This is a genomic window from Orrella dioscoreae, from assembly GCF_900089455.2.
Classification (GTDB): domain Bacteria; phylum Pseudomonadota; class Gammaproteobacteria; order Burkholderiales; family Burkholderiaceae_B; genus Orrella; species Orrella dioscoreae.
The window spans coordinates 1,047,528-1,072,319 of the sequence record NZ_LT907988.1; the positions used below are offsets into that span (position 1 = coordinate 1,047,528).

Here is a 24,792-nt window from a genome sequence, read left to right on the forward strand (position 1 = left end):
TCAGTCGACGCGCGCGCCGGAGGCATCGACGATGCGCTTCCAGCGCACGAGGTCCTCGTCCTGGCGCTTGGCGAGCCGCTGGGGCGTGTCGTCCAGGCGTTCCACGCCGATCTCGGCCAGCTTCTTCTGGACCCCCGGGTCGGCCATGGCGTCGTGGCTGGCCTTGGCCAGGCGCTCGATCACGGCGGGCGGCGTGCCGGCCACGGCGAACATCGCGATCCACAGGTCGCCGCTGTAGCCCGGGATCTGCTCGCCGATGGCGGGCACGTCGGGCAGCGCGGGCGAGCGCGTGGCGGTGCTGACGCCCAGCGCGCGCAGCTTGCCGGCCTGGATGTAGGCCAGGGAAGAAGGCAGGCTGGCGAAGACGATGGGCAGCTGGTTGCCCAGCACGTCGGTCATGGCGGGGGCCACGCCGCGATAGGGCACGTGCTCCAGCTGCAGGCCGGCCATCTGGTTCAGCATGGCGCCCAGCAGGTGGTTCAGCGAACCGTTGCCGGCCGAGGCGTATTGATACTTGCCGGGGTTGCGCTTCACCACCTCGATGAACTCGGCAAGGTTGCGCGCCGGGAAGTCGGGGTGCACCAGCAGCACATTGGGCACCACGCCCACGGTGTGCACGGGGGCGAAGTCCTTGACCGCGTCGAAACCGGGCTTGCTGTAGAGCGCGGGGTTGATGACCTGGGTGCTGCTGACCGTCATCAGCACGGTGTAGCCATCGGGCGTGGCGCGCGAGACCTGCTCGGTGCCGATGTTGCCGCCCGCGCCGGGGCGGTTGTTGACCACCACCGTCTGGCCCAGGCGTGGCGCCAGTTCCGCGGCCATGAGGCGCGCGACGATGTCGTTGGTGCCGCCGGGCGCATGTGGCACGACCATCGTGATGGGCTGAGCGGGGTAGGCCGGTTGCTGCGCCAGCGCCGCGGGCGTGGCGAGTGCGGCGCAGGCCAGGCCCGCGGCGCCCAGCAGCCGCCGCAAGGCGTGCGTGGGGAAAAGCGTCTTCATGGAGGTCTCCGTCTCGTTGTGATCGCGGCCGCTTCTTGGGGCGTCGCTGAACGGGATGTTTCCATGTCCGCCGTCCTCCAGGCCAATACGGATTGCTTCTGCTAGCCAGATGATTTACTTATGGCTGGGTCTATTGCCAATAAAAACTTATGGCCTGGCGTCTCCTGGACCAGGCCGGGAAGCCCGTCCATGACCCTTGCCCAGTTGCGTTATTTCCTTGCCATCGTGCGCGCCGGCAGCATGTCCGCCGCCGCCGAGCTGGTGCACGTCGCCCAGCCGGCGTTGTCCCAGCAGATCCGCCAGTTGGAAGGCGAACTGGGTCAGGCGCTGTTCCGCCGCCACGCGCGCGGCATCCGCCTGACGGACGCGGGCCTGCGTTTCCAGGAGCGGGCCTTCGGCATCCTGCGGCAGGTGGACGCCCTGCGCGACGAGTTCATCTCCACGCGCGCCGAGCCGGTAGGCCAGGTCACGCTGGGCATGGCGACCGCCGTGAACACGGCCTTCCTGCTGCCCATCTGCCTGGCGGTGCGCCAGCGCCATCCCGGCATTACGCTGCGGCTGGTGGAAAGCATGAGCGGTTTCCTGATGGAGTGGGCCGAGCAGGGACGCGTGGACCTGGCGCTGGCCTATGAGGCCGCGTCGGCGCCGGGGCTGGACGCGCAGCGGCTGGGGCGCGAGTCCCTGTTCCTGATTGCCGCGCCGGATTGGCGCGCCCCGGTCAAGCGGCGGCTCGGGCTGGCAGACCTGGCGCGGATCCCCATGGTGCTGCCCGGCTTCCCGCACAGCCTGCGCATCCTGCTGGACCGCAGCTTCGCGCAGCGCGGCCTGCGCCTGAACGTGACGGCCGAAGTGGACTCCACGCTGGGCATGAAGCAACTGGTGGCGGCCGGCGTGGGTTGCAGCATCCTGTCGCGCCACAGCGTGGCCGAGGAGGTGGGGCGGGGGGAGCTGGCGGCCCTGCCCATCGCACGGCCCGGTGTGTCGCGGTCCATCGACTTGCTGACCGGCGTGCAGCGGCGTTCCGACCCGGCGGTGCAGGCCGTGCGGGCGGTGGTGGAGGAAGTGGTGCGCGCAGGCTTGGCCCCGCAAGAGGGATAGCCCGGCGCGCGCCCAAACGAAAACGCCCTGGCGCGCGGCCAGGGCGTTGATGCCGCGAGCGGGATCAGGCGGCCAGGCGCTTGCGGGCCAGGTTGACCCAATAGCTGGCGCCCAGGGGCAGGATGTCGTCGTTGAAGTCGTAGCTGCCGTTGTGCAGCATGCACGGGCCCAGGCCGTGGCCGCTTTCGCGATGGCCGCCGTCGCCGTTGCCGACCCACACATAACAGCCGGGCACCGCGCGCAGCATGAAGGCGAAGTCTTCCGCACCCATCGTGGGCACCACGTTGGCGTTCACGTTGGCGTCGCCCACCAGTTCGCGCGCGACGTCGGCGCAGAACGCGGACTCCTTGGCGTCGTTGACGGTGGCGGGATAGTTGCGCTTGAACGAGAACTCGGCCTGGCAGGCCAGGGCGGCGGCCGTGTGCCGCACGATCTCGCCCATGCGCTGTTCGATGAGGTCGAGGGTTTCGTCGGTGAAGGTGCGCACGGTGCCGCACAGGCGCGCGTCGTTGGGCACGACGTTGTACGCGCTGCCGGTGTGGATCTGCGTGACGCTCAGCACGGCCGCTTCCATGGGGTTGCGGTTGCGCGAGATGATGGTCTGCAGCGATTGCGCGATCTGCACGGCGGCCATGACGGGGTCCACGCCCAGGTTCGGCATGGCCGCGTGCGCGCCCTTGCCGGTCAGGGTGATGTCGAACTCGTTGCTCGATCCCATGATGGGGCCGGGCGTGAGGCCGAAGGTGCCCACGGGCATGCCGGGCCAGTTGTGCATGCCGTAGACGGCCTCCATGGGGAACTGCTCGAACAGGCCGTCGTCGATCATGCGCTGGGCGCCCGCGCCGCCTTCCTCGGCGGGCTGGAAGATCACGTGGACGGTGCCGTCGAAGTCGGGGTACTGCGCCAGGTGGCGCGCCGCGCTCAGCAGCATGGTGGTGTGGCCATCGTGGCCACAGCCGTGCATGCGGCCGGGAATGGTGCTGGCATGGCCGAAGGTGTTGACCTCCTCCATGGGCAGGGCGTCCATGTCGGCACGCAGGCCGATGGCGCGCGTGCTGTTGCCCGCCTTGCCGCGGATCGTGCCGACCACGCCGGTCACGCCCAGGCCGCGCACGATGGGGATGCCCCATTCCTGCAGCTTGGTGGCGATGAGTTCGGAGGTGCGGTGTTCCTCGTAGCCGAGCTCGGGATGCGCGTGGATGTCGCGGCGCAGCAAGGTCATTTCAGCTTGCCAGGCGACGATGGGTTCGATGAGATTCATGATGAGGCCTTCCGGTGGGCGCGGGCTCGGGAGCCCTGTCCGGGAGGGCGCGGAACGGCTGTTCCCGCGGCTTTCCTTGCGCGTCTCCGCGCGTTGTTCCGGATCAGGGCAAGGGTTGGCACCGAGCGCCGCCTGCTGGTACACAGGGTATCATCAAACAAAATTGATATCAGGGAGACAAGCATGGAACGCACAGAACGTCCTTGGCTTTCTCAATACCCGGACGGCGTACCCGCGGACGTCGATCCGACCCGATACGGCTCGCTGGTCGAACTCATGGACAACGCCTGCAAGACGCACGCCAGCCGCGTCGCGTGCGAGGCCATGGGAAGCACGCTGACCTATCGCGAGATTGGCGAGAAAGCGCAGGCGCTGGCCGCCTGGCTGCAATCACTGAACCTGCCCGATGGCGCGCGCATCGCGCTGATGATGCCCAATGTGCCGGCCTACCTGGTCAGCATCGTGGGGGCTCTGCGGGCCGGGCTGGTCATCGTCAACATCAATCCGCTCTACAAGCCGCGCGAGCTCGCGCAGCAACTGCGCGACAGCGAAGCCAGCGTCATCATCCTGCTGGAGAATTTCGCCCACACGCTGCAGGCCGTGCCCGACCTGGGCGGGGTGAAGCATGTGGTGGTGGTGTCGCCCGGCGACCTGCTGGGCACGCTGAAGGGCGCCATCGTGAACATCGTGGTGCGCCATGTGAAGCGCATGGTGCCGGCCTGGCGCCTGCCGGATTCCCTCACGTTCACGCAGGTGCTGGCGCGCGGCAAGCCCTTGCCGTGCACGCCGGCGCGCCCCGGCCTGGACGACCTTGCCGTGCTGCAGTACACCGGCGGCACGACGGGCACGCCCAAGGGTGCCATGCTGTCGCATCGCAACCTGGTCGCCAACGTGCTGCAGGTGGAGGCCGTTGCCACGCCCGTGCTCAAGCCTCTGGCCAACCAGCAACTCGCCATCCTGGGCGCCCTGCCGCTTTATCACATCTTCGCGCTGACCATCTGCGGCTTCTATGCCTTCCACGCCGGCATGTGCCAGGTGATGGTCATGAACCCGCGCGACCTGAAGTCGGTCGTGGCGGCCTGGCGCAAGCGGCCCATCAACATCTTCCCCGGCGTGAACACGCTCTTCAATGCGCTCGTGCATCACGATGGCTTCAAGGCGCTGGATTTCTCGGCGCTGCGCCTGACGCTGGGCGGCGGCATGGCCGTGCAGCGGCCCGTGGCCGAGCGCTGGCTGAAGCTGACCGGCAAGCCGCTGATCGAAGGCTATGGCCTGTCGGAAACCTCGCCCGTGGCAACGGTCAATCCGACCACCGCGACGGAGTATTCGGGCAGCATCGGCCTGCCGTTGCCGTCCACCGACGTGGCCATCCTGGATGAGTCGGGCAAGGAAGTGGCGCTCGGCGAGCGTGGCGAGATCGGCATTCGCGGCCCGCAGGTCATGCTGGGCTATTGGCGCAAGGAAGAGGAAACCCGGAAGTCGATGACGGCCGAGGGCTACTTCCTGACGGGCGACATCGGCGTCATGGATGAACTGGGCTACACCCGCATCGTCGACCGCAAGAAGGACATGATCCTGGTGTCGGGCTTCAATGTGTACCCCTCCGAGATCGAGGAGGTGGTGGCCGAGCACCCCGGCGTGCTGGAGTGCGCGGCGGTCGGCATCCCCGACGAGCACTCGTCCGAGGCGGTGAAGCTCTTCGTGGTGCGCAAGGACGCGTCGCTGACCGAGCAGGCCCTGATGGACTGGTGCCGCGACCGCTTGACCGGCTACAAACGCCCCAAGACGATCGAGTTCCGCGACGAACTGCCCAAGAGCAACGTAGGCAAGATCCTGCGCCGCGAACTGCGCGAGGAATAGTCCGGGTCGTCCCGGTAGGCCTCGATAAGCCAGGCATCGCGGAGCCGGCTCCGCCGGTCCGCAGATGCGCCCCCTGGGGGGAAGCGCGCAAGCGCTTCGGGGGGGCTTACCCTTTCAGATTCGGCTTGATCATGTTCAGCAGGTCGATCGCGATCTGGGCATTGCCCGCGACCACGTTGCCCTGCCTGGGCCAGGGTTCGCCCTGGCGCATGTCCATGGCGACGCCGCCCGCTTCGCGCACGAGCAGGGTGCCCGCGGCCACGTCCCAGGGAGCCAGGCCCATTTCCCAATAGCCGTCGAAGCGGCCGCAAGCGGTCCAGGCGAGGTCCAGCGCGGCCGCGCCATGGCGGCGCACGCCGCGCGTGGTGTGGATGGCGCGATCCAGCATGGGCATGTACTGGTCGGCGAAGGAGAAGTCGCGGAAGGGGAAGCCCGTGGCGAGCACGGCGTCTTCCAGGCCCTGCGTGCGCGAGCAGGCGATGCGGCGGCCGTTGAGCCACGCGCCCACGCCCTGGACGGCGGTGAAGAGTTCTTCGCGGCAGGGGTCGTAGACCACGCCGATGACCGGGGTGTCTTCAGCAAGCTTGGGGCCGGGGCCGAATTGCGAGCCGGCGTGCGCGACCAGCGCGATGGAGACGGCGTAATGCGGGATGCCGTGCAGGAAATTGGTGGTGCCGTCGAGCGGGTCGATGTACCAGGTGGCAGGGCCTTCGGGCTGGCCGCCGGTTTCTTCGGCCACGATGCCATAGGCGGGCGTGCGGTCGCGCAGCACCTCCAGCACCGCGGCCTCGGCTTCGCGGTCGGCCTGCGACACCAGGTCGTTGCGGGCCTTGCGATCGATCACGAGGTCGGCGCGATGGTGCGCGTAGGATTGCAGGATGGCGGCGCCGGCATGCGCGGCCGAGACAGCGGCGTCAAGCGCCTTGCCCAGGTCGGAACCAGCGGTCTTGGAGGGGGAGGGGCTGTGCGTATCCATCCGGCCAGTGTAAGCCCATCGCGTTACAGTCGCATGCCTCGCCGTGGCGGATTCGTCCACGGCGATGTCCGGCCATTCTTTCGATCTTCAGCTTCCCGCGGTTCCCTCATTCCACATGTCTTCCACCTATCAACCCCTGCAGCCCGCGATACTGGTGCGCAACGCGCAGGGCCTGCCGTGCAGTCCGCGCTATGACGATGTCTATCATCCCGCCCCGGGCGATGGCATCGCGCAGTCGCGCCGAGTCTTCCTGGCGGGCAACGGGCTGCCTGGCCGCTGGGCGGGGCGCGAGACCTTCACCGTCTGCGAAACCGGCTTCGGGCTGGGGCTGAATTTCCTGGCGCTGTGGCAGGCGTGGCGCGACGATCCGGCGCGGCCGCGCCGGCTGCACATGCTGTCGGTCGAGGCGCATCCCTTCAGCCGCGACGACCTGGCCACGTTGCTGCGCGAGTGCGTGCCCGACGACCTGCAGTCCTGCGCGCAGGCGCTGCTGGCGCAATGGCCGCCTTTGCTGCCCGGCCTGCACCGCCTCGAGTTCGAGGGCGGCAATGTGACCTTGACCCTGGGCCTGGGCCTGGCGGAAAGCGTCGTGCCGCAATGGGACGCGCGGGCGGACGCTTACTTCCTGGATGGATTCGCCCCGGCAGGCAATCCGCAGATGTGGACGCCCGCCTTGCTGCGGGCGCTGTCCGACCTGTCCGCGCCGGACGCCACGCTGGCCACCTGGTGTTCCGTGGGGGCGGTACGGCGAGCCCTGGACGAGGTCGGGTTTGCCGTCACGCGCCGGGAAGGCGAGGCAGGCAAGCGCCACGTGACGGTTGGCGTGCGCAAGCCCGAGGCGGGTGCCGGCGCGCGGGCGCAGGCCGTGTTCGCGGGGGCGCACGAGGCCATCATCGTGGGGGGCGGCCCCGCCGGCGCGGGCGTGGCGCAGTCGCTGGCCCTGCGCGGCTGGCGCGTGACCGTGGTGGACGAAGCCGCCGCGGCGGCGGGAATGACGCATGCGGGCCACCTGGCCGCGGCATGCACGCCGCTGATCGCGCGCGACGACAACCTGCGCGCCCGCCTGTCGCGCGCCGGCAGCCGGCGCGCATTGGCACGCTGGCAGGACCTGCCCGAAACCGGGGCGCCGCGGGTGTGCGGCACCGTGCAGCTGGCGCGCGATGCGGGCCGGGCCGCGGACCTGGCGGGCACCTTGGCGGTGCTGGCCTTCCCGTCATCCTGGGTGCGGGCCGTGTCCCAGGAGGAGGCCGGCGCGTTGGCGGGCGTGCCGGTGCGCCGCGGGGGCATTTTCTTCGCCGAAGGCATGCTGGTGCGTCCTCAGGGGCTGGTGGCGGGGCTGCTGGCCACGCCGGGGGTGCGCCGCCTGGCCGCGCGCGTGGCGCGGGTGACGCGATCCGGGCCGCAGTGGCGGGTCAGTGACGAAACCGGCCAGGTCCTGGCCGAGGCGCCCGTGCTGGTGCTGGCCAACGCCGCGGCAGCGCCCGCCTTGCTGCGTACCGTCACGGGCAATGAGGCCGCCTGGCCCAGTCTTGCCGGCATGCACCGCCTGGCAGGCGAGGTGGCGCACGTGCCGGCCGACGCGCTGGCAGGCGGGCCGCGTTGCGTGGTGGGAGGCGAAGGTTATCTGCTGCCCGGGGTCGACGGCCTGTGCGTGGCGGGCAGTACCTACGTACACGGCGCCGAGCGCGCCGAGCGCTCGCCCGAGGGGCGGGACACGGCCATCGGCAAGGCGCTGGGACTGGTGGACCTGCCTCTTGCCGGGGATCCGGGCGCGGGCGGCTGGGCCGGCTGGCGCGCGGTGCTGCCCGGACGCCTGCCCGCCATCGGCGAGGTGCCGGGCGCGGCGGGGCTCTGGCTGGCGACGGGTTACGCCTCGCGGGGATTCTGCTGGTCGGCGCTGGCGGGCGACCTGGTCGGCGCCCGCTTGATGGGGGAACCCATCCCCCTGGAACGGGACCTGCAGGCGGCGCTGGGCCCACGCTGACGGGCCGCTGAACGGGGCTTGCGGGCGGGTTTTGCCGTCTGCGTGATGCCCCCTCCGAGGGGGCGAGTTTATTTCGCGCGGCAAATCCGTCAAAATACTGTCTTTTGATGCTATTTGGCTTGGGGCGCGCGTCCTGGCCTGCCGTCGGCACCGTCTTCGTCGACGTTGCGGATCGCGGCAGGTTGGTCGACGATCGCGCACGAGCCGGGGGATTCCCAGTGCTGTCCACGTCCGATTCTGATCGCGCGAACCACCTAGAAAACCTCGACCTCAAACAGTCGCGTTCGACGCGGCTGGATTTCGATGCGGGCAATGGCCTGCACCTCGTGGTCGAGCCTCACGCGCCGGGCGTGTTCCGCCTGCGTTGCGGGACGCCCGCCCAAGTGGCGGAAGACCGTCCGGCAGGCAATCGCGCCCGCGCCGTCGCCGATCTGCTCATTGCCCGCCACGAAGCCGTGGGCGAGGCCGTGGTCGAACCGCTGGCCGGCGGCGCCCAGCGCGGCTGGCGCGTCGTGCAGGGCGACACCGTGCTCGAAGTCAGCGTCGATCCGGTCTGCGTCGCGCTTTATCGCGCCGGCACCTGCGTGCTGTCTTCCGACATCTCGCGCGATGTGCCTGCTTTCGCCTGGGGCGGCGAGCCGCCCCAGTTCTGGACGGTCGGCTTCGCGCTGGACAAGACCGAGCCCATCTATGGCCTGGGCGAGACCCAGGGCAACCTCAACCGCCGCGACGAGACCGTGCTGTCCGATGATCCGGCGCACCGTGCCCTGCCGCTGGCCTGGAGCCCGCGCGGCTGGGGCGTCTACGCCAACACCGTGCAGCGCGTCGAGCACGCGCTGGGCGCCGAGGCCGCGCCGTCGTCCTATCTGCTGAACATCGACGACCCGCTGCTGGACATCTTCCTGTTCGCGGGCGAGCCCGGCGAAATCCTGAACCAGTACAGCGCGCTGACCGGCCGCGCCGGCCAGCCGGTGCTGTGGGCCATGGGCGCGTGGCTGGAGCAGGCGCCCGGCCAGTCGGCCACCGAGACGGCGGAACTGGTGGCCCGCGCCCGCGAATCGCGCGTGCCGCTGGACGTCGTGCTGCTGGCCCCGCCCGCGGTCTGTCAGCCCCAGGACGCCAAGCTCACGCTGGATTGGGACGCCAGCCGCTACCCCGACGCCAGGCAGGCCATGGCGCTGTTCCGCCGCCATGACGCGCATGTCTGCGCCCCGGTCTTCCCGGGCGTGCCCGCCGACACCACGGCCTTCGCCGAGCTGGAAGACCGCGGCTGGCTGCTGGCCAGCGATGACGGCGATGCGCGCCGCTTTCCTGGCGTGCCGGCCACCGGCGGCAAGCCTTTCGGCCTGCTCGACCTGACCCATCGCGACGTCGCCACGCAGTGGAGCGAGCGCAACCATCACCTGCTGGACGACGGCGTGGCTGCGCCCGCCTGCAGCGTGCCGGTCGACCTGCCCGACGACATCACCGCCCGGGGCGGCGAGTCCGGCGCCGCCCTGCGCACGCTCTATCCGCTGCTGGCGCGCCGCGCGCTGTTCGACGCCGTGGCCGGCCACAAGACGCCGCCCGAAGGCGTGGTCTACGGCGCCGATCTCTTCCCCGCAGCCCAGCGCCTGCCGTGGCAGGCCGGTCCGCGCGTGCCCAACTCGTGGGAAGGCCTGGGCCAGACGCTGCGCACGGCGCTGTCGCTGGGCGCCAGCGCCGTCCCCGTGCAGATGCACGCGCTGGGCAATGCCGCCGCGCCGCTCGATGGCATGACGCCCGAGCTCTACCTGCGCTGGCTGGCCGCCGCCGTGTTCTCGGGCAACTTCAGCTTCCAGGGCGTGCCGCAGCTGATGCCCTGGGCGTTCGACGAGGAAACCCAGGAGCACGCGCGCACCTGGCTGCAATGGCGTTATCGCCTGATCCCCTATGTGCTGGGCGCGATCGAAGACGCGGTGCGCACCGGCCTGCCGGTGCAGCGCTCGATGGCGCTGTCCTTCCCCGGCGACACCGACGCGCACGCCTTCGACACCCAATACCTGCTGGGCCCGGCCCTGCTGGTGGCGCCGATCCTGGCGCCGGGCAAGTCCACGGGCGTGTACCTGCCCAAGGGCGAGGCCTGGTGGGACCTGAACACCGGCTGGCGCTACGAGGGCGGCACGACGCTGACCGTCGAATGCGGTCCCGACCGTTATCCGGTGTTCGGCCGGGAAGGCCACATGCTGTGCCTGGGACCCGCCGCGCAGCACACGGGCGAGTTCAACTCGGCGCGCATCCTGGACGAAGTCTGGATGTTCGGCATGCCCGTGCACAACCCCGTCGTCATGCGCAACAAGATCCGCGTCATGCAGATGCAGGGCTCCAGCTACATCAAGGGCCTCGAGGGCCTGCGCATCCTTCCCTCCGAAGGCCTGGAGGTCAAGCGCCGCGGCGCCGAGGTGCGCATTTCGCGCGCGCGCTGAGCGCCGCGTACCGATACAGCCTGCCAGGGGCGGCCTGCCCGGGGACCGCGACAGCGGTCCTCGGGCGCCGCCTTCGAGGCTTTTAATAACTTTCGGTTATTTAATCCGGAAAAATACATCGTTCCTGCGCATACCGCGCCGCGACAGAATAGCGCCCATGATTTCCCTACGCAGTCTGCACAAAACCTACGCGACGCCGCACGGCCGCTACGAGGCCTTGCGCGGTATCGATCTGCAGATCGAACGCGGCGAGGTGTTCGGCATCATCGGTCCCAGCGGGGCCGGCAAGAGCACGCTCGTCAAATGCATCAACCTGCTCGAGCGGCCGGATGAAGGCGACATCGTCATCGGTGGCCAGACCCTGACCGGCCTGGACGAGGCCAGCGTGCGCGCCCAGCGCCGCCGCATCGGCATGGTGTTCCAGCACTTCAACCTGCTGAATCGCCGCACCGTCCATGGCAACGTCGCCCTGCCGCTGGAAATCGCCGGCGTGCCGCGCCAGGAGATCGGACCCCGCGTGGAGCGCCTGCTGGACCTGGTGGGCCTGTCGCATCTGCGCGACCGCTATCCCAGCCAGATCAGCGGCGGCCAGAAGCAGCGCGTGGGCATTGCCCGCGCCCTGGCCAACGATCCCGACGTGCTCCTGAGCGACGAGGCCACCTCGGCGCTCGATCCGGAAACCACCCGCACCATCCTGGCCCTGCTGCGCGACATCAACCGCAAGACGGGCGTGACGGTCGTGCTCATCACGCACCAGATGGAAGTGGTGCGGCAGATCTGCGACCGGGTCGCCGTGCTGGACAAGGGCGCCATCGTCGAGCAGGGCCGCACGCTGGATGTGTTCGCCGCGCCCAAGCACGAGGTCACCCGCGCGATGGTGAGCGCCGTCACGGCCTCGGACCTGACCGAGGAGACGCTGGCCGCGCTGCGCACACGCATCGAGGCGGCCGCCGCCGCCCAGCCCGGCATTGCCGCGCGGGTCTGGCGCCTGTCGCTGGCGGGCGGTGATTCGGGCGCGCTGCTGTCCGACCTGTCCACCGCGCACGGCATCAGCCTGTCGCTGGTGCAGGCTCGCGTCGAGGACATCCAGGGCATCGCCGTCGGCACGCTGTTCGTGCTGGTGCAAGGCACGCCCGCCACCATCGAGGCCGCGCGCGATGCCGCGCAAGCCCGTCACGTAACCCTTGAGGAAGTGCTCCATGAGCCCGCAACTGGTCGACCTGCTCATCACCTCGCTGCTTGAAACCCTGCTGATGGTCGGCGTGGCCGGCCTGTCCGCGGTGGTGTTCGGCATTCCGCTGGGCGTGGCGCTCATCGTCACCGACCGCGACGGCATGCTGCAGAACCTCGCCATCAACCGGGTGGTGGGCACGCTGGTCAACGCCGCGCGTTCCGTGCCCTTCGTGATCCTGATGGTCGCGATCATTCCGCTCACGCGCCTGATCGCGGGCACCTCCATCGGCACCCAGGCGGCCATCGTGCCGCTGGCCATCGCCGCCATCCCCTTCATGGCCCGCATCGCGGAGAACGCCATGCGCGAGGTGGACCCGGGCCTCATCGTGGCTGCCCGCGCCATGGGTGGCACGCCCTGGCAGATCATCCGCAAGGTCCTGTTGCCCGAAGCGCTGCCGGGCCTCATCGCCGCCTCCACCGTCACGCTGGTGAGCCTGATCGGCTATTCCGCGATGGCGGGTGCCATTGGCGGTGGCGGCCTGGGCGACCTGGGCATCCGTTATGGCTACCAGCGCTTCCTGCCCGAAGTGATGCTGGCCGTCGTCGCCGTCCTGATCGTATTGGTGCAACTGGTCCAAAGCCTGGGTGACCGCCTGGCCCGCCGCCTGTCGCATCGCTAAAAGCCTGATCGTCTTTTTGTTCGCATTTCCCTGCTGGAGACCTTCCCTGATGAAGACCGCAATCCTCAAGTCGCTGGGCGCCTTGGCGCTGGCCGTCGTCGCCACGCAACCCGCCCTGGCGCAATCGAAGCCCTTCAAGGTGGGGGTCACCGCCGGCCCGCACGCCCAGATCATGGAAGTGGTGAAGGAGCAGGCCGCCAAGGATGGCCTGAACATCCAGATCATCGAGTTCACGGATTACGTGCAGCCCAATGCCGCCCTGGCAGCCGGCGACCTCGACGCCAACAGCTACCAGCACCAGCCCTACCTGGATGCCGCCAACGCCGACCGTGGCTACAAGCTGGTCAGCGTGGGCAAGACCGTGATCTATCCCATGGGCATCTACAGCAAGAAGGTCAAGTCGCTGAAGGACCTGCCCGACGGCGGCCGCGTGTCGCTGCCCAACGATCCCACCAACGGCGGCCGTGCCCTGTTGCTGCTGCAGTCCGAGGGCATCATCAAGCTGCGCCCGGAATCCGGCCTGAAGGCCACGCCCATCGACGTGGTCGAGAACCCCAAGAAGCTGCGCTTCGTCGAGCTGGACGCCGCCCAGCTGCCGCGCTCGCTGGACGACGTGACGATTGCCGTCATCAACACCAACTTCGCGCTGGAAGCCGGCCTGAACCCGAAGAAGGACAGCATCGCCATCGAGGCGCCGGAGTCGCCCTATGCGAACGTGCTGGTCGTGCGCGAGCAGGACAAGGGCCGCCCCGAAGTGGCCAAGTTCGTCGCGGCGTATCACACGCAGATCGTGAAGGACTTCATCGCGAAGACGTTCCAGGACTCGGTCCTGACTGCCTGGTAAGGACATCGCCGCACACCGCCCCGGCCACGACGCCGGGGCGGTGTGGCGATAGGCCCGCATGAGCGCGCCCTCCGACAGCCGGCCCAGCGCCCGCACCCTGGACATCATCCGGCAACTGGTGGCGTTTCCCACCGTCAGCCGTGACTCGAACCTGGGGCTCATCGAGTGGACGCGCGACTTCCTGGCGCGCCGCGGCGTGCCGTTGCGGCTGACCTACGACGCCGAGGGCGGCAAGGCCAATCTCTTCGCCACCCTGGGCGAGGGCCCGCGGCCGGGCCTGGTGCTGTCCGGCCACACCGATGTCGTGCCGGTCGATGGCCAGGACTGGACGCTGGACCCCTTCGCACCCGAAGAGCGTGACGGGCGCCTGTATGGCCGTGGCGCGGCCGACATGAAAAGCTTCATCGGCACGGCCCTGTCGTGGACCGACGATTTCCTGGCTGCCGGCCTGGACCACCCCATCCATCTTGCGCTGTCCTACGACGAAGAGGTCGGCTGCATCGGCGTGCGCGGCCTCTTGCGCGATTTGCGCGAGCAGGGGCTCCAGCCCGCGGGCTGCATCGTGGGCGAACCGACAGGCATGCATGCCGTCGTCGGACACAAGGGCCTGGCGGGCTATCGCTGCCGCATCCGCGGACGCGAGGCCCATTCGGCGCTGACGCCCCAGGGCGTGAACGCGGTGGAGTACGCCGCGCGCCTGATCGTCTATATCCGCCTGATCGCCGACCGGCTGCGCCAGCTGGAAAGCCGCCACTATGGCTACGACGTGCCGCATTCCACGCTGAACACCGGCCTGGTGCAGGGCGGCATCGCCATCAACGTGGTGCCGCGAGACTGCGAAGTCATCTTCGAATGCCGCTACCTGCCCAGCACCGATCCGCGGGCCGTCCTGGATGAAATCCGTGCCTATGCCGAACGCGAGCTGCTGCCGGAAATGCGGGCCGTCGCGCCCGAGGCCGCCATCGCCTTCGAGCAGATCGCCGACCTGCCGGCGTTCGACAGCGATGCCGCCGCGCCCATGACGCGATTCGCACAGGCCCTGGCCGACAGCCGTGCCGCCGCCGAGGACGAGGGCCGTGGCCGCTACGTCGCCTTCGGCACCGAGGCGGGCCTGTTCCAGCGCGCCGGCATGGCCACGGTGTTATGTGGGCCGGGCCACATCGCCCAGGCGCACAAACCGGACGAGTGGATCGCGCTGTCCCAGATAGCGGCCTGCGAGCAGTTCATGGGCCGGCTGGCCCAGGGCGCGTCCGGCTTCGGTGCTGTGGGACCCACGCCAAGTCCTTGACGCAGTAGGGCTATTCCGCCATAATCGCGGGCTTGACTGAAAGGGTCGATAGCTCAGTCGGTAGAGCAGCGGACTTTTAATCCGTTGGTCGCGAGTTCGAGTCTCGCTCGACCCACCATGATTTTTTTGAAGGCCTGAGCCCTTCAAAAGCATTGACGCCACCCACAGGAGCCCCGAAAGGGCCACCCGAGGTGGCGTTTTTGTTGTCAGGCGCCCATGGTTGTCAGGCAACCCCGTTTGCCGGGAATCGCTTGCACACATCTGTTACCTCGCGGGAAACAGCGCCGTCCCTCAAACCCTCGTAACGTCATGTCTTGCGGCGCAGGCCGGCCCCCTTAATGAATAACACCAGGGCCCAGGCTGGATGGCACGCCACGTTCGTGGCGCGGCGCCCCTCTGGAGGGAGACAAGACATGCAAGTATCCAAGCGACTGGCAGGGCTCTGCCTGGCCGCGGGCTTTCTCGGCTTCCTGGGCGGTTGCGCCACGCGCAGCCAGGACGCCGCCCTGGACATGCCGGGGTTGCAGCAGCCCGTGGAGATCGTGCGCGACAAGCACGGCGTTTCACACATCTATGCCCAGAACGAACACGACCTGTTCTATGCCCAGGGTTTCGCCGCCGCGCGCGACCGCATGTGGCAGCTGGATCTGTGGCGCCGCCAGGGCGAAGGCAAGATGGCCGAGCAGTTCGGCCCTCGCTTCGTCGAACAGGACCGCGCGGCGCGCATGTTCCTGTACCGCGGTGACCTGGAAAGCGAGTTCGCCAGCTATCACCCGCGTGGCAAGGCCATCCTGACCTCGTTCTCGCAGGGCATCAATGCCTATGTGGACTGGGTGCGCGCGAACCCCGACCAGTTGCCCGAGGAATTCAAGCTGACCGGCACGCTGCCGGGGCATTGGAGCCCGCAGACCTCGCTGATCCGCCTGTATGGCCTGACGCGCAACCTGAGCACCGAGGTCAAGCTCGCCCAGCAGGTCGCGGCGGTGGGCTTGAATGCCACGCAGGACCTGAACGTGTTCGAGCCGCCGCTGGCGCTGCAGGTGCCGGCGGGGCTGGATGTGCGCCAGATTCCCACCAACGTGCTGGCCAACTACCAGTTGGCGCGCGAAGGGCAGAAGTTCACGGCCGCCGATTTCCCGCGCAGCCCGCTGACCTTGCAGGAGCGCGAGACGCTGGCCGAACAGTTGTCGGCCACGCGCGTGGCCGCGCTGGACCCGCAGGCCGACCCGCTGGCCGTGCGCTACGAGAGCAACAACTGGGTGGTCTCGGGCGGCCGCACCGCGACGGGCAAGCCCATCCTGGCGGGCGACCCGCATCGCGCGATCACCATGCCCTCGCTGCGCTACATGGTGCACCTGAACGCGCCGGGCTGGAACGTGATCGGCGCGGGCGAACCGGCCCTGCCGGGCGTGTCGATGGGGCATAACGACCGCATCGCCTTTGGCCTGACGATCTTCGCCTTCGGCGACGAGGAAGACCTGTACGTCTATGACACCAATCCCGCCAACCCCGATCAATACCGTTACGGTGCCGGCTGGGAAGAGATGCGCACGGTGAACGAGACCATCGATGTGCGCGGCCAGGGGCCGGTGCAACGGGCGGTGAAGTTTACGCGCCACGGCCCGGTGATCTTCGAGGATCCGGTCACGCGAAAGGCGTTCGCGGTTCGCGCGGCCTATCTGGAATTCCCGGGCACGGCCGCCTACCTGGCCAGCCTGCGGTTGAACCAGGCGCAGAACTGGCAGGAGTTCGTCGCGGGCATGGAGCGTCACTACACGCCCAGCGAGAACATGGTCTATGCCGACGTGGACGGCAATATCGGCTGGTTCGGCGGCAGCATCGCGCCCATCCGCCAGCGTGCCGACTGGTCGGGCATGCTGCCCGTGCCGGGTGATGGCGGGTTCGAGTGGCAGGGCTATCTCGATCCCAAGGCCTTGCCGCGCCAGTTCAATCCGGCGGAAGGCTTCATCGCGACGGCCAATGAGTACAACCTGCCGGCCGACTTCCCCTACAAGGAAATGTCTGCCCGCATGTGGGCCGAGCCCTATCGCGCGCAGCGCATCCAGGAAGTGCTGAGCCAGCCGCAGAAGGTGACGGTGGAAAGCTCGCGCCAGTTGCAGTACGACACGGCTTCGATGTTGGCCCGCCAACTGCTGGCCTATACGAAATCGCTGAATTCGGCGGATTCACGCGTGCAGTCCGGCCTGCAGTTGCTGAAGGAATGGGACGGCCGCAACACCGTGGATTCGCGTGCCGCCACGGTGTACCAGTTCTGGCTGGCCGAGGTGGTCGATCGCGTGACCGCGCTGTATGTGCCGCCCAATGCCGGCAAGATCTTCGGCAAGCTGTCGACCGTGAAGGTGATGGAGAAACTGGCGAATCCCGACGCGGCCTTCGGCCCGCAACGCCTGCAAGCCCGCGATGGCCTGCTGCTGGCCGCGCTGGGCGACGGCATGGCCAAGCTGGTGCAGCGCCAGGGCACGGACATGGCGAACTGGGAATGGGGCAAGCTGCATCACATCCAGTTCGAGCATGCGCTGGCGCCCCTGCTGACGCCGGACCGTGCCCAGGCCTGGGCCACGCCGCGCTACCCGGTGGGCGGCGACAACGAGACCGTGCTGCGCGCCACCTACCGCCAGTCGGACTTCCGCCAGATCAGCGGCGCGTCCTATCGCCAGGTCATCGACGTGTCGAACTGGGACAACTCCGTGGTGCAGAACGTGCCGGGCCAGTCGGCCGACCCGCGCAGCCCGCACTACAAGGACCTGCTCGAAGGCTGGGCAACGGGCAAGTACGTGCCCATGGCCTTCAGCCGCGAGAAGGTCGAGCGCGAACGCAGCGACACCTTGACGCTGCGCCCGGCGGGCGCACGCTGAAGGCGGGCGGGCGCCGCAAGGCGCCCGCCCAGGCAGCAGACAACAGGTTTTACCGTGCCGCTGGCGCCACCCCCGAGGGGGTGGCGTTTTTTTTCGGGGCAGCCAGCGCAAGGTGTTGGCGTGCTTCACGCAGCACGCGGCTGGTTCGGCGTGGCCGGTCCTTGGGGATCGTTCTCGGCGTCGGGGCGGGGCAGCAGCGCGGGCAGGTTCAGCGCCAAGCGCAGGCGCTGGCAGTCGGGGTTGGGCGAGCCGTCGGCTTTCCACATGTCGAACTCGCGGCAGGGCGTGGGGCGCTGTTCGTAGATGTCGCAGTGGATGCCGGGCTGGCCCAGCGTGCCGCGCAAGGCCACGCAGCGGCCCGAGCCCTGCTCCGTGCCTTGCATGCAGACGCGCGACGGGCTGATCGGGGTGACGAGTGCGGGCGGAACGACGCCGCCATGCAGCGGATCGGCTTCGCCGAAATAGAAGGAGACGCGGAAGTGGGCGCAACAGGCGCCGCAGCTCAAGCAGGGGTTGGCGTCGTCGCCGGCAGGCTCGCCCGTGAGGGTCACGGCGAGGATGGGAAAGTACGCGTCGTTGGACATGGTGGCGATACGCCAGGGCAGGGGCGGGAGCTTTTCTTGTTGTTGCGGGCGGGCGATGTCCGGGCGCGCGGCGCGTGCGTCGCCATCGCGCGGCAACCCGCTTGCGCGCATCGTAGCAAGGCCGCCGATGGCTGGCGAGCGTCTCTCGATGGTGACGTTGCGCGCGGCGGACATCGTCACGCCGTGCCGGTCCGAGGCCTTGGGGCGAGGGCGCACCGTCCTGGTGCGACGACGTGAGCCGATGGTGCCCAGCGCCGTGCCGCGCGTCGGCATGTCGACGGCAAGGTCTTGATTTCGCGGGTCTTCGTAGCGATGGGCGGAGCCACGGCCGGGTTGGCCCGATTTCTGCTTAGGCAAGGGTGTGCCCGCCGTGTGCCGGGTCATGCCGATGACAGCAGGAGGTTTCACCATGGCGAACCAACCGGAACGCATCGTCGAATTGTCGCGCCAGGTCGAGCGTATTTCGCACGACAAGATTGCCAGCATCGTGGACATCAACCAGCAGGCGCGTTACCTCTCGCTCAACGCCCGGATCGAAGCCGCCCGCTCGGGCGAGGCGGGCCGGGGCTTTGCCGTGGTGGCCAACCAGGTCCAGCACGTCTCCGAACAGATCACGGACATCGCGGATTCGCTGCGCCAGGAACTGGCCGGCTCCATCGCCGACCTGATCGCGCTGGGCGAGAGCACGCTCGGCGAGATCCGCGCCCATGAGGGCCGCCGCCTGGCCGACCTGGCCTTGAACATGATCGAGACCATGGACCGCAACCTGTACGAACGCTCCTGCGACGTGCGCTGGTGGGCCACCGACGCGGCCGTCGTGGACGTGCTGGAGGCCGGTTCGGCCGCGGCGCGGCATCACGCCAGCCAGCGCCTGGGCGTGATCCTGGACAGCTACACCGTCTACCTGGACCTGTGGGTGGCGGATGCCAGCGGGCGGGTGGTGGCTTGCGGGCGTCCCGCGCGTTATCCGGGCGTGGTGGGCAGCGACGTGTCGCACGCCCAGTGGTTCCGGCGCGGCATGGCAACCGCGAGCGGCAGCGATTACGTGGCGCAGGACATCGACGTGGAGCCGCGGCTGGGCGGCGCGCAGGTGGCGGCCTATGCCACGGCCATCCGCGCGGGTGGCCAGCGCGACGGCAAGCCCCTGGGCGTGCTGGGCATCTTCTTCGACTGGGCGCACCAGGCCGGCACGGTCGTTCGTTCGGTGGGACTGAGCGAAGAAGAGTGGGGGCGCACGCGCTGCCTGCTGGTGGACGCGAACTATCGCGTCATCGCCGCCTCGGACGGCAAGGGCGTGCTGGCGGATCGCCATTACCTGCAGGCCGAGGCGCGGCGCGGGCATTACCAGAATGCCGAACAGGCGCTGGTGGGCTATGCACTGACGCCGGGCTATGAAACCTATACCGGCATGGGCTGGTATGGCGTGGTGGTGCAGCAGCCGTCGGATCGTTTCGGCTAGGATGTCCAGGCTGGGCGCGCGGCGTGGCCGCCGCCCGGTGCGTCCGGTGTTCGCGCCGGTGCTTCAGCCGTGGCAGTCGGCCCAGCAATTGGGCGTCTCAAACAGGCGCACGCGCGTCAGGCGCAAGGCCTGGCCGTAGTGGCCCTGGTAGTGCGGCGCCAGCGTGCGAAAGACGATGCGCGCCAGGTTCTCGGCCGTGGGAATGCAATCCAGCACGACGGTCTTGTGGTCCGGCAGGGTCTCCAGGAAGCCGCGCACGGCGGTGTCGCCCTGGAAGACCAGGAAGGCGTGGTCCCAGACGTCGACGATGTGGGCCTTCGCGATGGACTTGATCTCGGAGAAGTCCATGACCATGCCGTTGTCGGATTCGCCCGGCGCATCCAGCACCTCGCCCGACAGCGTGATCTCCAGCACATAGCGATGCCCATGCAGGTTGCGGCATTGGCTGCGGTGATCCGGGATGCGGTGGCCCGCGTCGAACTCCAGGCGGCGGGTGACGGAGATGGCGGCGCGGCCATCGGCGGAGGTGTTCATGGAATGCCTATGTATTTATGCGTCTGCAGGCTCAGCCGCCAGGGCGGATGCGCGGTGCAGTATTCGACCGCCAGCGCCGTGTTGGCCACGCGCGCGGGGCCATCCATGGGTTGCAGCCAGAAATGCGTGAAGTCCAGGCCGGCGAACCGGGCTGGCGTGTGTTCGGGTTGAGGATAGACCAGCTTGAGTTCATCGCCACGGGTTTGCGCCAGCGGCGCCGATCCCTTGGGGCTGACGCAGATCCAGTCCACGCCGGGCGGGACGGGCAGGGTGCCGTTGGTCTCGATGGCGATGGTGAAGCCTTGGGCGTGCGCGGCCTCGATCAGCGCGGGGTCCAGTTGCAGCAGCGGCTCGCCACCCGTGAAAACCACGTAGCGGTGCTCGGTGCCTGGCCCCCAACAGGCGGCCAGGGCGTCGGCCAGCGCCTGGGCATCGGCGAACTTGCCGCCGCCGTCGCCATCGGTGCCGACGAAATCCGTGTCGCAGAACCGGCAGGCCGCACTCACGCGATCGGCTTCGCGGCCGGTCCACAGGTTGCAGCCGGCGAAGCGGCAGAATACCGAGGCGCGGCCCGCATGGGCACCTTCGCCCTGCAGGGTCTTGAACAGTTCTTTGACGGAATAGGCCATGGCGGCGCTTGCTGGAAACGAGAAAAAACAGACAGGGTGCGAATTGAATGCGTGACGGGCCGGGCAGGCCAGGGGCCGCGAAGACGGGGCCGAAAGGCTGCTCCCAGCACCGCCGGGCACCAGGGCGGCGGCGCCGGGACGCGGATCCGGCCTGGCTGCCGGCTCGGGGTTGCAAGAGCGCGGTTGCCAGTGCGCGGTTGCCAGTGCTCAGTTGCCAATGCTCAGTTGCCAATGGCCTTACAACCAGGCTGCAACGCACACAGGTCCGGGCAACCCGCCATTTTAGCCGCTTGCGGGTTTTCCCGTGTCGCGCGCTCGCGACAAGGCGCCAGGCAAGGCCGGTGTCGCGCCGGCGCCGCGGCTCAGGCGGTTTCCTGCAGCAGCGACAGCGAGGCGATCAGGTCGGCGAAACGCTGGCCCTGGACCAGCACGTGGTCGCGGGCCAACCGGGCGCTGCGGTCGGCCTCGCCCGCGCGCAGCGCGGCCACGATGGCCTCGTGCTCGCCGAACGACGTGGCGACGCGGTCGCGCACGCGCAACTGCAGGCGGCGGTAGGGGCGCAGCCGCCGGTGCAGGCGTTGCGCCTCTTCTGCCAGGAACTGGTTGTGGCTGCCGGCGTAGATCAGGCTGTGGAAGTGCTCGTTGCGCAGGTAATAGGCATCGGGATCGCGCGCCTGGCAGGAGTCTTCGCAGGCCAGGTGCGCGGCGGTCAGCGCCGCGTGCTCGGTGTCGCTCATGCGGCGGGCCGCCAGGCGCGCGCACATGGCTTCCAGCTCGGCCATGACCTCGAACATCTCCACCAGGCGTGCCGGACCGATTTCCGCCACGACGGCGCCACGGCGCGGACGGATTTCCACCAGACCTTCCGACGCCAACTGGATCAGTGCTTCACGAATGGGGGTGCGCGAGACGCCGAAGCGCGTGGCCAGCTCGGTCTCGTCCAGGTGATGGCCTGGGACGAACTCGCCGACGGCGATGCATTCTTCCAGGGTATCGCGCAGCGATTCGGAGCGGCGTTTCGTCACGGGGATCCTTTCTTGTCGTCGTCGGCGTCCTGGCCCGCAGTGTAGTGGAAAACCGGAAAGTCGCTTGCTATTTGTATTCTTGAATTGCTATCGTGTATACAAGAATTCATTTCAAGTGGACAAAGCTGGGCGCAGGCCCGGCCCAGACAGGAGCCAGGACATGACGCCCGATGCGGCCAAGCAATGGGATACGTCGACACGCAGCCGGCAGGCCCGGTTGGCGCGCGCGCGGCAAGCCGTGGGCGCGCGCCTGCGGGACAAGCAGGTGCAGCCCGAGGACATCGGCGCGCTGTTGTCGGCGGTGATCGAACCAGGCGACCGTGTGTGCCTGGAGGGCAACAACCAGAAGCAGGCCGATTTCCTGGCCGCCGCGCTGGCGGCGCTGGACCCGGCCCAGGTGCATGACCTGCACATGGTGCAATCGGTGCTGGCGCTGCCCGAGCACCTGGACATCTTCGAGCGTGGCATCGCCGCGCGGCTGGACTTCTCGTTCTCCGGCCCGCAGGCGCAGCGCCTGGCCAAGCTGGTGGACGCGCGGCGCATCCAGATCGGCGCCATCCATACCTACCTGGAACTGTTCTCGCGCTATTTCGTGGATCTCACGCCGCGCGTGAGCCTGGTGTGCGCGCAGGCGGCGGACGCCCAGGGCAATCTCTATACCGGCCCCAATACCGAGGACACGCCTGCCATCGTCGAGGCCACGGCCTTCCGGCGCGGCATCGTGATCGCCCAGGTCAACGAAATCGTGGACACCGTGCCGCGCGTGGACATTCCCGCCGACTGGGTCGATTTCGTCGTCCAGAGCCCGCGTCCGCATTTCATCGAGCCGCTGTTCACGCGCGATCCCGCCCTGATCTCGGAGATCCAGGTGCTGATGGCCATGATGGCCATCAAGGGCATCTACGCCGAATATGGCGTGCAGCGCCTGAACCACGGCATCGGTTTCGATACGGCCGCCATCGAACTGCTGTTGCCGACCTACGCCGCTTCGCTGGGCCTGAAAGGCAAGATCTGCCGCCACTGGGCGCTGAATCCGCATCCCGCGCTGATCCCGGCCATCGAGGCGGGCTTCGTCGAATCGGTGCATTCCTTCGGCTCGGAACTGGGCATGGAGTCCTATGTCGCCGCCCGGTCGGACGTCTTCTTCACCGGTGCCGACGGCAGCATGCGCAGCAACCGCGCCTTCTGCCAGGCGGCCGGCCACTACGCCTGCGACCTCTTCATCGGCTCGACCCTGCAGATCGACCTGCAGGGCAACAGCTCCACCGCCACGCGCGGGCGCATCGCCGGTTTCGGCGGTGCGTCGAACATGGGCGCCGACGCCCGTGGCCGCCGCCATGCCAGCCCGGCCTGGCTTCGCGCCGGCCAGGAAGCGCAGGCGGGCGGCGCGGGCGCCATGCCGCGCGGACGCAAGCTGGTCGTGCAGATGGTGGAAACCTTCCGCGAGCACATGGCCCCGGCTTTCGTCGAGACGCTGGATGCCTGGGGACTGGCCGAGGACATGGGCATGGAATTGCCGCCGGTCATGATCTACGGCGACGACGTCACGCACATCCTGACCGAGGAGGGCATTGCCAACCTGCTGCTGTGCCGCACGGCCGAAGAGCGTGAGCAGGCCATCCGTGGCGTGGCGGGCTACACGCCGGTGGGCCTGGCGCGCGACAGGCGCATGGTCGAAAACCTGCGCGACCGCGGCGTCATCCGTCGCCCGGCCGACCTGGGCATCGATCCGCGCCTGGCCACGCGGGACCTGCTGGCCGCGCGCACGGTCAAGGATCTGGTTCGCGCGTCGGGCGGGCGCTACCAGCCGCCGCGCCGCTTTCGCAATTGGTAAGGGAGCATCGCCATGGAACAACTGCATTACCGCCATGAAGGCGGCAAGCCCTTGGCCGCCGCGGGCGCCCAACTGGTGGGCGTGGTGGCCTCCGGCAACCTGGAAGTGCTGGTGGAATCGGCGCAACTGGCCGGTGCCTGCGAGGTCGACATCACGACCGCCGCCACCGGTTTCGGCCGTATCTGGGAGGCCGTCATCCAGGATTTCTTCACGCGTCACCCGCTCGGCGACGTGCGCGTATCGATCAACGACAACGGCGCGACGCCGGCCATCGTCAGCCTGCGGCTGGACCAGGCCGTCGAGGCCTATCGCGCCGCCACCGGAGCCAAGCCATGAGGGGCGCCAGCTATTACGAGTCCTCGGCCCGGGCGCGCATTGCCGCGGTGCTGGATGCCGGCAGCTTCACCGAGATCCTGCCGCCCGCCGAGCGCGTGGTCAGTCCGCACCTGGGCGTGCTGGACCAGCCGCAAGCCTTCGATGACGGCGTGGTGGTGGGCCAGGGACGGCTGCACGGCAAGCCGGTGCTGGTGGTCGCCCAAGAAGGCGACTTCATGGGCGGGGCGGTGGGCGAGGTGCATGGCGCCAAGATCGTCGGCCTGTTGCAGCGTGCCCAGGCCCGGCAACAGGCGGGCGAGCCGCAAGCCGTGGTGCTGCTGCTGGAGACCGGCGGCGTGCGGTTGCAGGAGGCCAATGCCGGCCTCATCGCCGTGTCGGAGATCATGCGCGCCATCCTGTCGGCGCGCGCCGACGGGGTGAAGGTCGTGGCCGCCATCGGCGGCCAATACGGCTGCTTCGGCGGCATGGGCATCGCGGTCAGCGGCGTGGACGCCATCGTGATGAGCGAAGAGGCCCGTCTTGGCCTGTCCGGTCCCGAGGTCATCGAGACCGCGCGTGGCGTCGAGGAGTTCGACGCGCGCGACCGGGCGCGCGTCTGGCGCACGGTGGGCGGCAAGCATCGCTATCTGCTGGGCGACTGCGACCGCCTGGTCGAGGATGACGTGCTGCGCTTTCGCGAGGCCCTGGCCGACCTGCTGGCCGAGGACACGCCTTTCACGCTGGAGGCCGTGCAGCGCGAACACGCCTTGCTGGCCGACCGCCTGGCCCGTTTCGGCAAGGCCGGCGATTCGCTGGAGATCTGGGCCGCGCTGGGCTGGGACGACCCGCAAGCCGTGCCGATGACCGAGACCGCCGATTTCGTCGCGCAGGCGCGCACCCGCCGCGCGCTGCCCCCGCAGGAGAACTGA

The 24,792-nt window shown here is 68.9% G+C and carries 20 protein-coding genes and 1 tRNA gene; 14 read left to right on the forward strand and 7 right to left on the reverse strand.

Annotated features, from left to right (window positions below):
• Positions 1-999, reverse strand: a complete 999-nt coding sequence (locus ODI_RS04765) for a Bug family tripartite tricarboxylate transporter substrate binding protein (protein ID WP_067749030.1) — start codon at positions 997-999, stop codon at positions 1-3.
• Positions 1,000-1,188: 189 nt separating this feature from the next.
• Here ODI_RS04765 and ODI_RS04770 point away from each other — a divergent pair, with 189 nt between their 5' ends.
• Complete coding sequence (locus tag ODI_RS04770) at positions 1,189-2,097, forward strand: LysR family transcriptional regulator (protein WP_067749033.1); 909 nt, start codon at positions 1,189-1,191, stop codon at positions 2,095-2,097.
• Positions 2,098-2,161: 64 nt separating this feature from the next.
• Here the strand turns inward: ODI_RS04770 and ODI_RS04775 are convergent, their stop codons facing one another.
• Positions 2,162-3,358: a M20 aminoacylase family protein gene (locus ODI_RS04775; protein WP_067749035.1), complete on the reverse strand. Its 1,197-nt coding sequence runs from the start codon at positions 3,356-3,358 to the stop codon at positions 2,162-2,164.
• A 183-nt stretch (positions 3,359-3,541) separates the two neighbouring features.
• Between ODI_RS04775 and ODI_RS04780 the strand changes: the two genes are divergently transcribed.
• Entirely contained in the window at positions 3,542-5,218 is a 1,677-nt protein-coding gene (locus ODI_RS04780) for an AMP-binding protein (RefSeq protein WP_067749038.1), read from the forward strand.
• Between the two features lie 106 nt (positions 5,219-5,324).
• Here the strand turns inward: ODI_RS04780 and ODI_RS04785 are convergent, their stop codons facing one another.
• Positions 5,325-6,194, reverse strand: coding sequence for an inositol monophosphatase family protein (locus ODI_RS04785; protein ID WP_067749041.1), 870 nt, complete (start codon positions 6,192-6,194; stop codon positions 5,325-5,327).
• A 115-nt stretch (positions 6,195-6,309) separates the two neighbouring features.
• Here ODI_RS04785 and mnmD point away from each other — a divergent pair, with 115 nt between their 5' ends.
• The 8 genes from mnmD to ODI_RS04825 all read left to right on the forward strand — a co-directional run bounded on the left by mnmD (position 6,310) and on the right by ODI_RS04825 (position 17,483).
• Complete coding sequence (gene mnmD / locus ODI_RS04790) at positions 6,310-8,178, forward strand: tRNA (5-methylaminomethyl-2-thiouridine)(34)-methyltransferase MnmD (protein ID WP_067749044.1); 1,869 nt, start codon at positions 6,310-6,312, stop codon at positions 8,176-8,178.
• A 218-nt stretch (positions 8,179-8,396) separates the two neighbouring features.
• Positions 8,397-10,622, forward strand: coding sequence for a glycoside hydrolase family 31 protein (locus ODI_RS04795; RefSeq protein WP_067749047.1), 2,226 nt, complete (start codon positions 8,397-8,399; stop codon positions 10,620-10,622).
• Between the two features lie 157 nt (positions 10,623-10,779).
• Positions 10,780-11,865 carry a methionine ABC transporter ATP-binding protein gene (locus ODI_RS04800; protein ID WP_067749050.1) on the forward strand — a complete coding sequence of 362 codons (1,086 nt, stop codon included), beginning with the start codon at positions 10,780-10,782 and terminating at the stop codon, positions 11,863-11,865.
• Entirely contained in the window at positions 11,822-12,475 is a 654-nt protein-coding gene (locus tag ODI_RS04805; RefSeq protein WP_067749053.1) for a methionine ABC transporter permease, read from the forward strand. The genes ODI_RS04800 and ODI_RS04805 overlap by 44 nt, the downstream gene beginning before the upstream one ends.
• Before the next feature lie 49 nt (positions 12,476-12,524).
• Positions 12,525-13,319, forward strand: coding sequence for a MetQ/NlpA family ABC transporter substrate-binding protein (locus ODI_RS04810; RefSeq protein ID WP_067749056.1), 795 nt, complete (start codon positions 12,525-12,527; stop codon positions 13,317-13,319).
• Positions 13,320-13,377: 58 nt separating this feature from the next.
• Entirely contained in the window at positions 13,378-14,607 is a 1,230-nt protein-coding gene (gene argE / locus ODI_RS04815) for an acetylornithine deacetylase (RefSeq protein WP_067749058.1), read from the forward strand.
• A 42-nt stretch (positions 14,608-14,649) separates the two neighbouring features.
• A tRNA-Lys gene (locus ODI_RS04820) sits at positions 14,650-14,725 on the forward strand.
• A gap of 295 nt (positions 14,726-15,020) precedes the next feature.
• On the forward strand, positions 15,021-17,483 hold the full coding sequence (locus tag ODI_RS04825) for a penicillin acylase family protein (protein ID WP_067749060.1): 2,463 nt from the start codon (positions 15,021-15,023) through the stop codon (positions 17,481-17,483).
• 125 nt (positions 17,484-17,608) lie between these two features.
• On the opposite strand, the gene ODI_RS04830 is transcribed toward ODI_RS04825, so the two are convergent.
• Positions 17,609-18,067, reverse strand: coding sequence for a YkgJ family cysteine cluster protein (locus ODI_RS04830; RefSeq protein WP_067749225.1), 459 nt, complete (start codon positions 18,065-18,067; stop codon positions 17,609-17,611).
• Between the two features lie 409 nt (positions 18,068-18,476).
• Between ODI_RS04830 and ODI_RS04835 the strand changes: the two genes are divergently transcribed.
• Entirely contained in the window at positions 18,477-19,526 is a 1,050-nt protein-coding gene (locus tag ODI_RS04835; RefSeq protein ID WP_067749062.1) for a methyl-accepting chemotaxis protein, read from the forward strand.
• Positions 19,527-19,589: 63 nt separating this feature from the next.
• On the opposite strand, the gene queD is transcribed toward ODI_RS04835, so the two are convergent.
• The 3 genes from queD to ODI_RS04850 form a co-directional block, all read right to left on the reverse strand.
• Positions 19,590-20,060, reverse strand: a complete 471-nt coding sequence (gene queD, locus ODI_RS04840) for a 6-carboxytetrahydropterin synthase QueD (protein ID WP_067749064.1) — start codon at positions 20,058-20,060, stop codon at positions 19,590-19,592.
• Positions 20,057-20,689 (reverse strand): 7-carboxy-7-deazaguanine synthase, encoded by a 633-nt coding sequence (queE, locus tag ODI_RS04845; RefSeq protein WP_067749066.1) that lies wholly within the window; start codon positions 20,687-20,689, stop codon positions 20,057-20,059. Before queE ends, queD begins: the two co-directional genes overlap by 4 nt.
• Before the next feature lie 362 nt (positions 20,690-21,051).
• Positions 21,052-21,720 (reverse strand): GntR family transcriptional regulator, encoded by a 669-nt coding sequence (locus ODI_RS04850; RefSeq protein WP_067749068.1) that lies wholly within the window; start codon positions 21,718-21,720, stop codon positions 21,052-21,054.
• Between the two features lie 154 nt (positions 21,721-21,874).
• Between ODI_RS04850 and mdcA the strand changes: the two genes are divergently transcribed.
• The 3 genes from mdcA to ODI_RS04865 are packed head-to-tail and all read left to right on the forward strand — an operon-like array spanning position 21,875 to position 24,792.
• Positions 21,875-23,548, forward strand: coding sequence for a malonate decarboxylase subunit alpha (gene mdcA / locus ODI_RS04855; protein WP_067749072.1), 1,674 nt, complete (start codon positions 21,875-21,877; stop codon positions 23,546-23,548).
• Between the two features lie 12 nt (positions 23,549-23,560).
• Positions 23,561-23,884 carry a malonate decarboxylase acyl carrier protein gene (gene mdcC, locus ODI_RS04860; RefSeq protein ID WP_067749074.1) on the forward strand — a complete coding sequence of 108 codons (324 nt, stop codon included), beginning with the start codon at positions 23,561-23,563 and terminating at the stop codon, positions 23,882-23,884.
• Positions 23,881-24,792 carry a biotin-independent malonate decarboxylase subunit beta gene (locus ODI_RS04865; RefSeq protein ID WP_067749076.1) on the forward strand — a complete coding sequence of 304 codons (912 nt, stop codon included), beginning with the start codon at positions 23,881-23,883 and terminating at the stop codon, positions 24,790-24,792. The genes mdcC and ODI_RS04865 overlap by 4 nt, the downstream gene beginning before the upstream one ends.